This window comes from Nostoc sp. GT001 (assembly GCF_030382115.1).
Classification (GTDB): domain Bacteria; phylum Cyanobacteriota; class Cyanobacteriia; order Cyanobacteriales; family Nostocaceae; genus Nostoc.
This window is the reverse complement of record NZ_JAUDRJ010000003.1, coordinates 3,347,259-3,359,924: the sequence shown is the minus strand read 5'-3', so window position 1 is coordinate 3,359,924 and position 12,666 is coordinate 3,347,259. Positions and strand designations below refer to the sequence as shown.

Annotated in this window: 9 protein-coding genes; 6 read left to right on the top strand and 3 right to left on the bottom strand. The window is 41.1% G+C overall.

Going from position 1 to position 12,666, the window contains the following annotated elements; translation table 11 throughout:
- Nucleotides 1-99: 99 nt before the first annotated feature.
- Nucleotides 100-639 (bottom strand): universal stress protein, encoded by a 540-nt coding sequence (locus QUD05_RS17390; RefSeq protein WP_289797164.1) that lies wholly within the window; start codon nucleotides 637-639, stop codon nucleotides 100-102.
- A gap of 646 nt (nucleotides 640-1,285) precedes the next feature.
- Here QUD05_RS17390 and QUD05_RS17385 point away from each other — a divergent pair.
- The 5 genes from QUD05_RS17385 (at nucleotide 1,286) to QUD05_RS17365 (ending at nucleotide 5,963) form a co-directional block, all read left to right on the top strand.
- Nucleotides 1,286-1,654 (top strand): Crp/Fnr family transcriptional regulator, encoded by a 369-nt coding sequence (locus tag QUD05_RS17385; protein WP_289797163.1) that lies wholly within the window; start codon nucleotides 1,286-1,288, stop codon nucleotides 1,652-1,654.
- Nucleotides 1,655-1,759: 105 nt separating this feature from the next.
- Nucleotides 1,760-2,122: a Lin0512 family protein gene (locus QUD05_RS17380; RefSeq protein WP_289799992.1), complete on the top strand. Its 363-nt coding sequence runs from the start codon at nucleotides 1,760-1,762 to the stop codon at nucleotides 2,120-2,122.
- Between the two features lie 299 nt (nucleotides 2,123-2,421).
- The gene (locus tag QUD05_RS17375; protein ID WP_289797162.1) at nucleotides 2,422-3,363 is read left to right on the top strand and encodes a radical SAM protein; all 942 of its coding nucleotides are present in this window, start codon (nucleotides 2,422-2,424) and stop codon (nucleotides 3,361-3,363) included.
- A gap of 637 nt (nucleotides 3,364-4,000) precedes the next feature.
- Nucleotides 4,001-5,359: an aromatic ring-hydroxylating dioxygenase subunit alpha gene (locus QUD05_RS17370; RefSeq protein WP_289797161.1), complete on the top strand. Its 1,359-nt coding sequence runs from the start codon at nucleotides 4,001-4,003 to the stop codon at nucleotides 5,357-5,359.
- A gap of 265 nt (nucleotides 5,360-5,624) precedes the next feature.
- On the top strand, nucleotides 5,625-5,963 hold the full coding sequence (locus QUD05_RS17365; RefSeq protein ID WP_289797160.1) for a hypothetical protein: 339 nt from the start codon (nucleotides 5,625-5,627) through the stop codon (nucleotides 5,961-5,963).
- A 205-nt stretch (nucleotides 5,964-6,168) separates the two neighbouring features.
- Here QUD05_RS17365 and QUD05_RS17360 read toward each other — a convergent pair whose 3' ends face one another.
- A complete protein-coding gene (locus QUD05_RS17360) occupies nucleotides 6,169-11,565 on the bottom strand; it encodes a translocation/assembly module TamB domain-containing protein (RefSeq protein ID WP_289797159.1) in 5,397 nt (1,798 codons plus the stop codon).
- A gap of 561 nt (nucleotides 11,566-12,126) precedes the next feature.
- Between QUD05_RS17360 and QUD05_RS17355 the strand changes: the two genes are divergently transcribed.
- Nucleotides 12,127-12,312 (top strand): hypothetical protein, encoded by a 186-nt coding sequence (locus QUD05_RS17355; protein ID WP_289797158.1) that lies wholly within the window; start codon nucleotides 12,127-12,129, stop codon nucleotides 12,310-12,312.
- A 29-nt stretch (nucleotides 12,313-12,341) separates the two neighbouring features.
- On the opposite strand, the gene QUD05_RS17350 is transcribed toward QUD05_RS17355, so the two are convergent.
- Nucleotides 12,342-12,539: a hypothetical protein gene (locus tag QUD05_RS17350; protein WP_289797157.1), complete on the bottom strand. Its 198-nt coding sequence runs from the start codon at nucleotides 12,537-12,539 to the stop codon at nucleotides 12,342-12,344.
- Between the last annotated feature and the right edge of the window lie 127 nt (nucleotides 12,540-12,666).

Below are 12,666 nucleotides of genomic sequence, written 5' to 3'. Positions count from 1 at the left end.
ATCTTGGTACACACACCTGCACACTTTCCCAGTGCGGATTAACTGTAAGCCTTTTATATTAAAAGGTACCATGTCTGCAATAATCGGCAAAATTAGCAGTTAGATGGATGGTGTTACTTTCTCTAGCTGTGCAGTTTCAGTTTTACTTGTACTAAGAGGATGCTGTACAGTCAAGACTGAACAAGAGGCATGGTGAAGGACATAATTGCTGACACTACCTAAAAACAACTCAGACAGACCAGAGCGACCCCTACGCCCGATTACAATTAAGTCAAATTTGCCATTACGGGCAAATTCACAGATAATGCGTCCAGGGCTACCTGGTTTTTGATAAAATTCAGTACTAATACCAGTACTAATTGCTTCATCTGCAAGCGATCGCAACATCTCTAGTCCCTGATTAAGGAACTTTTTCCACTGCTTTTGCTGCATCTCCAAAATTTCGGTACTCATTCCTAGCCCCACATAATATTCAGAGCTAGCCAGTAAAGAAATATCTGGGCTTCCTTCTTCTTCTGGTGATAGTACGTGCAACAACGTCAAGTTAGCTTGTAAAACCTCCGCTAAGGCAAGTGCTTTCTCAAACACACTCCTATTGCTAGTTGATGTATCTAATGCAACCAATATTTTTTGAAACATATTAGTTTATCTCCAAACTATTTTCCTCAAGCTTTTAGCTACTGATGACCGGAAGGTTTACTAATTCGCGATCGCTTTCACTTATCTTTTACTTATATTTATAAGAAAACAATTTGAGGAACTTGTGAAGGTATGGGGCAAAACGTGACATCATCACCGACCTAAAGGCGCTCTTAAGAAGGAGTAATGAGTAATAAGTAATAAGTAATGAGTAAATACCCATTTTTCATCCACTCATTACTCCTTACTTTAAAGCATTGCGTGAAGCCTTATGATTCAGACCCAAATATGTGGTGACAAAGGTGGAAAACCCTAACGAGATTTAATTTTGAGGCATAAACAAGCCTCAAACCCATGTAGGGCAAAGAAAATGCACCAAATGATCCAAAATGCTTGAAACGCATATATATCAATAAACTAAGCAAAACGATGTCAAAGTCTTTCTGTATATAGATTTGATGGTTTTTTCTAGCTACTTTTTGTCTAAGTTGCATTAAAAAACCACTGTTGCGAGAAAATTTAAAGCCAGAGCCGATATTAGAGACAACGTGTAAATCAAGGGAACAGAAAGTAGTATACTTTTCTGGGTTCGCCTAAAGCTATCAAAAAGTTTCGTCTAAAAACCAAGAATTTTGGGGTTGCTCTAATGCTAAGTCCTGTAATCACAGTCAGTATATTTCAAAAACAACCCGACCCTAAAGCATTTTCAGCAGGCCAAGTCATCTTTGAAGAAGGACAGTCTGGTGATGAAATGTATGGAATTATCGAAGGAGAGGTAGATATATTAGTTAATGGCAAAGTTGTAGAAACCATTGAAACAGGCGAAATTTTTGGTGCAGGGGTACTTGTAGGAGTCAAAAGTAGAACTTACGCAGCTATTGCCAAGGTGGATACCAAGCTGGGTTTTCTTGATGAGCAAGGGTTTCTCTTTGCTGTTCAGGAAACACCCGTGTTTGCTCTACAGGTGATGAAAAGTTACTCAGAGCGTCTGAGTCGCTTGCAACGTATGGTGTAAGGCAGAGGGCAGAAGGATGCAGTAAGTTGCAAGGTTTTTTTCCAAGTAGCTTCTCTAACTTCTGCCTTTTTTAATGTCAAAATGCAAGATTTACCGGAGTTAGCAATGGCGCGTAAACGCTTGATTATCGAGATGGGGATGGGAATAGATCAGCATGGACAAGAACCAACAGTAGCAGCATCTAGGGCAGTACGTAATGCGATCGCTCACAATGCTTTACCTGGTGTTTGGGAAGTCGCAGGTTTAAGTCATCCCAATGAAATGATTATAGAGGTTCAGGTGGCAGTGCCATATCCAGAACAAGTTAGAGAAGAAGAAGTACTCGCTGTATTACCATTTGGGCGAAAAACCCTCACGGTAGAATCTGGAGGGATGATCGTTCAAGGGCGGGCGATTCCCGAACTCAATGATAAAAATGACGAAATGTTAATTGCGATCGCTGCTGTTACAGTTATAATTGAAAATTGAGTAGCTAAAGTCAATAGCCTTCCCTAATTTACGATAATTGACATAGAGCAAAGCTAGATGATGCACACCTTTTTGTGTATAATCGCAAAAATTTATCCTATTTCCAAAAATCTTTGTAACAAATGAATCGGTTGTAGGGGCCTACCCTTGTAAATAGTGCAAAGTTAAGCTTTGAGCTACTTTTTAAGTATATTCTGTATCTTCCAAGTTTTCCCAAATAGAGCGACTTTAAGAAGAATGACATTTTGCTTATATCCAAAATAGTCAATATCTAACAGAACTTTAAAGTAGGAGGAAAAATGTACACTATATCAAACAATAAAATTGATACAGGAAGATATTGTGAAATTAATGTAGTGCATCATTGTAATTTATCATGCCGTGCTTGTACTCATTTATCCCCAGGTGTTGCCAAATATATTGCTGATCCACAAAAGATATACAGTGATCTTTCTATTTTATCCAAATTCTATATTCCACGAGGAGTTAAATTAGTTGGGGGAGAACCTTTACTACATCCGAATATAATTCAAATAATTGAAGCAGTTCGGGCATCAGGCATAACTAAGTTTGTTAAAATGGTAACGAACGGTCATTTACTTTCAAAAGTACCGGATCTGTTTTGGGAAAAAATTGATGCTATAGAAATTTCACTTTATCCAAGTAAAACCATAAATCCTGAAACTTTAAAAACATTCAAACAAAAAGCTAAAGACTCTAAAACAATTTTAGAATCTTATTATTGGGATGACTTCCGCGAATCTTATTCTGAATTAGGCACGGAAAATACAGAATTAGTCCAAAAAATTTATTCAACTTGCGCTGTAGCTCATATTTGGCGCTCTCATACTGTTTCAGAAGGATATTTGTATAAATGCCCCCAAGCGGTGTTTATTCCGAAAGTTATTAAAAAACAAAATCTCCAAAATGACGGAATTAAAATTACTGACTCTGGAGATTTTTTTGGAAAATTATTAGCTTACTTAAAGTCGGAAGAACCTTTAAAATCTTGTTCTCATTGCTTAGGTTGTGTAGGAAAAAGATTTACCCATGAGCAAGTGAATCCTAAGCTATGGCGCTCTCCGCAACAGTTGACATCTGAAGAACTTGTTGATTTAGATTATTTAAGCTTTTTAGAAAAACAACCATCTCAAGCAAAAGCCTGCCATAGGAAAGTTTCTTTATTGGAAAAAATTACTAAAATAAAAACTAGGCTATTCAATATAAATTATCGCAGGTAATTGTCGCTCTTTAGCTTTGCTTATAGCGGTTCCCACTCAAATGCGGTACAAAATTATATCGCAAGGTGTAGGGGCAATTCATGAATTGCCCCTACGAGTGTACCTCACGTGAACGAGAACCGCTGTACAACAATTCTTTTCCCGTGGTAATGAATCTGAACTTCTGACGGTAATATCATGTCCGCTTGATTGCTTATTAAACTCGAAGAACCCCACCCCCGCCAAAGCTACGCTTTGTCTCCCCTCCCGAAGAGCGGGGAGGGGATTAAGGGGCTTTCAAGGGCAGGTTTTTAGGCTTTCGATAAATAGTTGAGAATGTTCTCAATTATTGAACGTAGTTTTAAGTTCTCAGACAATGATTTTGATTTTAAAATCCCAAAAATTTGTCTAATCAAAAAAACCTGCCCCAGAAAGGGATTAAGGGGTGGGGTGCAATGACTGTGGTTAGCATAACTAATTATGCGGACATGATATAAGTCTTCAAACCGCGAAACAGCATTACTTTTTCCCCAGGCTAATTTTGAAGAAACGTGAGTTAAGGGATTTCCAAGCTTCACCCTAGAAATATTCTATCTTTGGGATTAAGTAATATCTGCATAATAAAAAGAGATAAAATTATATAAACCTGGAGAACAATATGTCATTAGAAACAGAAACACTACAGGCGACACCACCAACTTCTACTTTTGAGAAACTAGAGGAAAAGCAAGAATTTAACTGGAGGCAATGCTGGTATCCCGTCACCTTTGTACAAGACTTGCCTGCCAACCGCCCTCATAGCTTTTCCTTGTACGATGAACCTTTGGTTTTGTTCAAAAACAAAGATGGACAATTTATCTGTTTAGCAGATCGTTGTCCTCACCGTACAGCGAAACTTTCTGAAGGACAAATTATTGACGGCAAAATTGAGTGCTTATATCACGGTTGGCAGTTTGGCAGTGATGGCCAATGTCTGCACATTCCCCAATTAGCAACAGATGCAAAAATTCCAGTCAATGCTTGCGTGCCATCCTTTAAAGTTGTGGAACGCCAAGGTATGATTTGGGTATGGGCTGGCGAAAAAGAAACTGCTGTTGATGAAATTATTCCAACTTTGCCAGATTTAGATAAGTCAGGATTTGTGTGTGCAGACTTTACATTGGATCTGCCTTATGACCAAACATATCTAGTAGAAAATGTTATCGATCCAGCTCATGTTGCTATTAGCCATAATAGCACTAGAGGGGGTGGTAATCGTAAAAATGCTCAACCGCTAGAAATGGAAGTGCTAGAGAATTCGGCTCAGGGGATTAAAGGCAGGTGGCGGGGAGCTAACAAATCAAATGAAGCCTGGAAGTATGTTGATTTTGTTGCTCCAAGTCTTGTGCTAAACACTGCTTATATTGAAAAAAAAGATTGGACATTTGGACTAGCTTTGTATTCAATTCCTTTAGGTAAAGGGCGATGCCGTCTTTTAGCTAGAGGTTATCGTAATTTCATGACTTGGGGAGTTAAGCTGAGGCCGCGCTGGCTGGATCACTTGAATACGAACAAAATATTGGAGCAGGATTTGCCTCTAATTGCGGGACAACAAGCAGAAATTGAGCGCTTAGGAAGAAGTCTCAAAGAATTATATTTGCCGCTGAAAACATCTGACACATTAGTGATTGAGTACCGCAAGTGGCTAGATAAATTTGGGTCATCTTTGCCTTTTTATCATGGCTATTCTACATTTAAAAATGTTGAGAATGACGAGTTGAATTCAAAGCCAATTTTGCTAGACAGATTTTCACGACACACACTTATTTGTAGTTCTTGCAATCGAGCTTATCAAGTTACAAATAGGGTTAAACAAGGTTGTATAGGAGTAGCGATCGCTCTAGCGGCTATAGCAATACTTGCAGATGATTTTAGAATCAAAATCGCAGCAATATCGGTTTCCATAGCAGCAATTGTCATCTCTGTTATGGCTCATACACTCAAAACTCACTTTGAGCATTCCTACACTCGTCACTAAAATAGGTGCTGGGAACAGTTCGTAGTAAGGACTTTAGTCCTTATTTTCTAAGCACTAAAGTCCTTACTACAAACTTTTCATTACTAGCTTAGACATTGTACTGATAGATGTGTGGTAAATTTGCTCACCTCAAACGATTTGCTCAAACCCCAAGTCTTGTTAAGTCACGATCGAGTTAGTGGGTCTGCGCTAAAGTAAAAATATTGGGATAAAAATCTCTGGCAGTAAGTTCAATAGACCACTAATCTTTACCACTGCGGCGATCATGTCTCAAGAGCATAACGAATCACTCCAAATTCAGGAAATCACCAAACTCAAACCGAAACACTTTGCTGATTTAGTCAGATCGGCACAACTGGTTTTCGACCCTACAGCCGGAGTTTCGGGAAGACATATAACAGTTGACTGGGAACAATTCGGAATTCCCCGTGATGTTGCAGATAATCTCAAATCACTTGGTCAGCAATACCAGTATGCATCTCCTCACATCCCTGTTGAAGACATTTGGAGTAAATTAACTCCAGAAACTCGTATTTGGTTTGTTGAAAATAAAGATCGGTTGTGGCAGCTTGAAGAAGCTTTCCCAGCCCTTGACGAAGATTGAAGAGGATATGAGGTAGAAGGTTGTCACTTTCTGCCTCTCTACAAGGATAAGCAAGCAAAAACTGCGATGGCGTAACCGCCCGCTGGAAGCGATCGCAAGCAAATAGCAAATAGTTAAGCCTACAACCCTCATGTAGAGACGCGATTTATCGCGTCTTAGAAAGACCAATTATCTACACCAATAACCCTTAACCAAGCGTATTAATCTAAAATCGGGTTTCATACTCAACTTGGAGTTGATTTTCATCCCCCAAATCAGTTGAGCCTCGCATCAGAATTTCGTCATTGACTCGATAAAGCACATTGTAACGAAAAGAGTCATTGCTAGAAAGAGCGCGTGATAAAGAGGCAGAGAAATTTTTATTGATGTCAAACACACCTTCTGCTGATAAATTCAGAATTGAAGCTCTCGATGCTTCATTGGTAGATGGAGTCGGAAATATCCGAAATTCACTAAAACCAACAGCCTGTCCGATCGCAGTGATAGTTCCTTGTAAACTACCTAAAATGGTAGAACTAGCGAAATTAGTCAGCCCTTGGCCTGCATCTGCTTGACCAAAAGAACCCAGAATTGAGCCACCCAGCAGAGCAACTATTTCTCCCTTACTACGGCTAGGTTCACTCGTCAGTTCTAGATTCTCACCCAATTTACTAGCTGGCCCGTTCACCCTAGCTTGAACGCGAACGCTACGTAAAGTCCCAAAGTTATTGACAGAAACATCGCTGACTTCAGAAGACAAGGGTGATTCCAAAGTTTGAGTGTTCCTTGCTGATGCTTCCGGTACAATTGCCGTCAATCGAACATCCAAAGTCGGGTCAAGTCCTTGACTTGGAGTAAACCGCGCAGTTTGTTCATAGCCCCGCGCCAAGGTAAACTCAGTGGAAAATAAGCTCAGTCGTCCTCCTGTCAAACGAATGACTCCTTGAGGAAGTGGTTTGGCTAATGTACCATTAATGGTCAAGCCGCCTTTAGCGTCAAAGCTCAATAAAGGCTGACTCAATGCCTCTCCTCCTGGTACAAAGCTTAAGAAGGACTGAGTTGTAACCCGAATATCTTTGTCTAAAATCAACTTTAAATCTGCAAACTCTACAGGTAAATTGGGTGGAGTTGCAGGAAGAGTGCTTGCGTCTGCTGTCGCCACTGGCTTAGTACTTCCATCTACTGTAGCCACTGGCTTAGTGTTATTCTCTGCTGTCGGTGTGACGTTAGAGTTAGCCTCTTGTCTATCTAGATTTATGACCTTAGTATTAGCCTCAGTTGTAGCTGCTGATTTTTTAGCGGTAGTAGTCGAATTGCCAATAATTACCTTACCATCACTCAGTTTAATCTCTCCGCCAATTACAGGTTTTAAGGCTGTGCCGCGAATCACGACATCGCCACCAACACCACCTTCATACAATCCTGCAAGCTTAAAATTGAGTTTGTCTGCGATTGATACTGTGAGGGGATTCGCTGCGGCTTGTTGAGCATCAAAAATTGGCAAGATACCTGATGCAGTTACTTGCCCTTGATTGTAATTACCTTGGATATTTTCAACGCTTACCGTACTACCATTAAATAGTGCTGTTCCTGTGACATTCGTGAGAGGATCGGATAAGGCTTGAGCGCTAAAAGTAGCATTATTAAATGTGGCGTTGCCGTTAATAATTGGTTCGTTTAAAGTACCTTTAACGTTTAAATCTACTTTTCCTTGACCGTCTACCCAAGCGACTTGATTGTTGGTCAACAGATTTAACAGTGCCAATCCTTCATTTTGCACATTGGCGTCGATATTGATTTGATTGCTATCAGGTTGCACTTCGGCAAAAGGTAACGGTGCAGGTACGCTACCTGTAATGGCGACTGGCTGCGTTCCTGTCACGAGTAAGGTACTATCAAAATTCAAGCGAGCTTTGTTGTAATCAAAATTCACCTCTCCTGTTTGCACAGGTTGTTTGTTAAGAGTCGCATTCGCTAGCGCCACTTTCCCTTGAACTCTGGGGTCTTGCAAACTACCTGCTAAAGTGGCATCAGCATTTACATTACCAGTGATATCTACGGGGTATTTTTCGATAAAAGGCTCTAAAAGTGATAGAGGTAGAGTGGCTACATTCAACTTTCCAGATAGTTGCTCAGTTCCTAACTGTCCTGAAAAGGCCACTAGTCCTCGGTCAATCCCCACACTCAAGGGCGAAAGGGTGACGATACCATCGGCGAAAGTGCCTTGAGCAACAACTTGATTAATGGAGTAATTACCCCATTGCCAGTTAGCACCTTGAAAATTAAAGCCGACATTCAACCCAGATTTTAACGAGCCATTGGCTGTAATTGCTCCGTTTAAAGCACCTGTTAATTCTGCAAGGCTAGGCAAAGATGGGGTTTGTTTTGTTTCTACTTGCTGTTGTTTTGCAATTCCTGCTGTAATATTCGAGAAATATGCTAACTGTGTTTTCAAGTCTGCATCGGGCAAACTGATAGATTCAGTTTCAAGTGCTTCTGCACCAGCTAACGTCGGAGGCTGCAACCCAGTACTGAGGTCTTTAAAATCGAAGATATTAAACGCTTGTAAAAGTCTCTGGATATTGGCTTCGGCAAAATTAGCTTGGAATTGAAATTGCGGATCATTCCCTGCTTGCACATTACCACTGAGAGCGATGTTGCTATCGCCAATCCGCAATTGACCATTAGCCAAGCTAGCCGTACCATCAGCATAATTGATGCTGCCGCGAAATTCATCGGCTGCAACTCTGGCAACACGAGGCCCTGCGATCGCCACATCTCCCGCAATGGCATAATTATTCAGATTGACAACTAAATTACCCGATAGTTGCCCGCCCAGTGGTTTCAATTGATTGTTAGGTAAAAAGCCGCCAACCAGAGCGATGGGAAACTGTTGGGCGTTGATTATCAAGTTATCTCCCTCAGTTCTACCTGTAGTAACTGCCTCATCGCGTTTAACTAAAAATGAGGTGGGACGATAATCTGCACCTAAGTTAAGCGCAATCCGATCTTGTTTCCCAGCTAATCGTAGACTTCCCCCTTGTCCCCCTTGAAAATTCACATTTCCGGTTAAAAGTGGGTCAAATGCCAAGTTACTGACATTGAAATTCCGCAGTCGGATATTCCCATTAGCTTGGGGGACATCTGGAGTACCTGTAACTTTTCCATTAAAATCAAGTCGTCCTGCTATTGCTACGTCCCCAGGAACTTTAAAACCAGTATTTTGTAAGTTGAAATTCTGCGCCAGTACATTTAAATCAAATCCGGTAATTTGGGGTGCGCCAGTTGGGGGAGACTGAATAGCGATCGCACCATTAGCATTAAATCCTGCGGTACTTGCGTTTTCAACGATAATCTGCTGTCCATTCCACTGAAATCTTGCAGTCAGCGGTTTTGCCAGCTGCGCTACTCCTTGGGGAAGGCTGATTTGTCCGGCGGCGCGAATATCCGCAAGCTGGAAGGATTGGGTTGTGCCAGCTAGCTGTATATTGCTATTCAGCCGTCCTCGCAGTTGTGGTGAAAAACGGCTGAGTTGAATTTGAGAAGTTTTGACTGATCCTTGCCAGCGTTGTTGTGCAAGTTGACCTTGAGCTGTGATTGTCCCCCCTGCGACGTTCACAACCGCATCGGGAAAGACGATATTCTCTCCTTGTTTGGTAACAACAACTCGTCCGGTAGTGGGATAGGTGGCACTTGGCGCTTGCACCCGCGCGACTGTTTGCAGATTGCTCAGAGTGCCGGAAATATCGGCATTTGCCGAGACATTCCCAATGGTGATGGAGGGTGAGGAATTGTAGGCTTTGGCGATCGCATCTCCTGGTATATTTTTTGCTTGGACATTCAACGCCACCCTACCTTGGGGTGCAAGCTGAACTCGTCCGCTAGCTGTGACTTGCCCTCCCACATCTGGATTTGCTTGAACGCGAGAAACGTTGACATTTAACGGTGTACCCAGAGAACCAGAAATTTTAGCGTTCGCAGATATACCACCAACATTAATTGGAGTTGAAACGCCGTAACCTTGAGCGATCGCATTTCCTGGGATACCTTGAGCTTGAATATCTACGCCTACCTGACCTTGGGGAGCCAATTGAATTTGACCATTGGCGGTGATTTGTCCTCCGCCTGGCGGCGTTACCTGAACATTGGAAACATCAAGTTTTAAAGGCTGTTTGCGAAGTGAGCCAGAAATTTGAGCTTTTGCGGAAACATTTCCCACTGCGATCGGGAGAGTAACGCCATAGCTGCGTGCTAGTATATCTCCTGATATCCCATCGGCTTGCGCATTAAATATTACCCCATCTTTTGTTCCTAGATTAGCTTGACCACCGCCGATAATTTGACCACCTGCTGCGGGGACTATTTTTAGATTGGAGACAGTTAGTTGAGATGCAGTTTGAGATGCATTCAAGCGAAAATCAGTGTTGATGGTTTTAAATTGAACGCGATCGACTTGAATCGGTTTGGTGTTACTTACCGTACCACTGACGACTGGTTGCTGAAGTGCGCCTAGTATTTTAATATTTGCTTGAATTTCGCCACTAGCCGGGACTGACGAATTCACTTTCAGGGTATCTAAGATATTTTTCGCAGTAACAGGTTTTATCTGAGCAGAAACATTAAAACCTGTTTGACTATTAATTGTTCCATTAGCCAGAATGGGAACTTTGCCAAAGTTTGTACTCAGATTATCTAAAGTAAGTGTCTGACCCTGAAATAAAAATTTCCCATTAAAATTAGAAACCGACTGAGGAAGATTTTGAATTTTAGCGGTGACTTGATTGGCTGTAGCTGTTCCCGTAATTGCGATGTCTGAAAGTTTGGGTGGAATCTGCACCCCTAAGTCAGCATTTAAATACCCTGCTTGCAGCGCGATGGGTAACTGAATTAATCGAGTGATATCAGATGCTTGTAAATTTTGTGTTGAAAGCTGGAGGTTAGTTTGTTGAGCTTTGAGTTGGGTTTCGCCAACAATTTTAACAGCCCCTCCCCTAGTGAGTTGAGTATTGAAGTCATAACCGATTCTTTGATTTTGATCGGAAAATCGGGCAATCCCACCAACTCGATCTAATATTACTGAGCCTTTGGGTTTAGTTGGTGCAGCGAATGGCATCAATTCTATATTGCCATCTTGAATTTGAAGTGACTGCAACTCAGTTTGAATAAAGCTTTGTCCCTCTCCAGCCTTAACTTGGGCTGTCACCCAACGACCATCTTTATCCTGTTGAACGTAGACGTTGGGTTGAATTAAGGTGACATTTAATGCCAGTTTTCGGGTAAGAAGAAGTTGCAGCGGCGAGAACTGCACCTCCAAAGCTTTTGCTACCACCCGATCTTGATCGCTGGGAGTTGCTGGTATCGATAGAGAGCTAAATCTCAGACTAGAAAGCGAAAAACGTTCAACGTTCCCAACTTTTACCGGACGCCCCAGTAATTGCTCAAGATTTTGCTGTACTAACGGTGCTAAATCTTTGTATACATAGTTTCTAGCCCACCAAGCACCAACTATAATTCCAACTAGTAAAACCCCACCCAGAGCCAAACTGGTACGTCCTAAAAGCAGGAGCCACAGACGACGATTAGATGGTTCCTGATTGTTTTCTGAATTTGGCGATCGCGTCATGATTGTTAGTACTACCAGTAATTTTTCTGGAGTGAGGCTAGAGACAAATTAGTTAGTTGTATCCGCAAGTTACAATTTATGGTTTCACAATATCAGGACTTACGCAAGAACTTTGTGGCAAGCTGCTGGTATTTTTTAGGAGAGGCTGTGTCAATAAGACGCATTTACGGTGTGTTTATGTTATTTCATAATTTCGCGTAATTCCTGAATTGATTTCGATTAATAATTTATTACCAGACATTAGTTTTGTTGGTTTTTAAACTTGGAAACTTTGCTGGTATTAGGAAGATTATTTATAATTGTATGTGCGTCTTCAACAGAATTGGTGTGGATATTATCTTTCAGAAATTAGGTAACATTTTATGATTAAATTACTTTGCGATCGCACCTGTATATACGACTCTGGTTATAAAATTTCATCTTTGTAAAATCTAACTTAGTATAGATGACGATGGTAATTAATCTTAGATTTGCAAGTAATGTAGAGTAGAAAGTCACTTCTTGAAGCTGGATTTAGATCCTCGAATAACGCGATGCGAATGTCTACGACACACTAGTTGAATGCACTTACAAAATATTTGTGAAGAAAACTTAGCCTTACGTCAAGTTCTCAAAGAATTTTATTCGGTAATTCATCAAGTCAAATTTGAGACTATGACTGTGCTATTAAACATCAATACGCCAGAAATATATCAAGAAAAACTAAATACCAAAATTCCCGACTTTTTAGAGAAGTCGGGAATCTGAGCTTTTCGATTCCTCTTTCGCAAACCCAATTAATCATCAGTTGGATCGTCAATCATTTCTGGTACTAAAGCTGGGTTACTTTTACGTTCTTCTGGTGATTGCTCCCGAATAACATCGTCTATTCTCGCAGGGTGTTTGATTTTGTCCAGTACCTCTGGACTTAATTGTGGCGCATCACCTTCTGGATTAGACTTTTCAGCCTGACTAGGCACTGTTTCCTTATTCATAATTATTTCCCTAAACCCTAAACCTATAAGCCAAGCTTAAGTTCTTCGATGGTCGGGTACACACTATCTGGGGACTTAATTTCACCTAACGGTGGGAAGAAAGGCGATCGCTAAAGTAACGATTAAC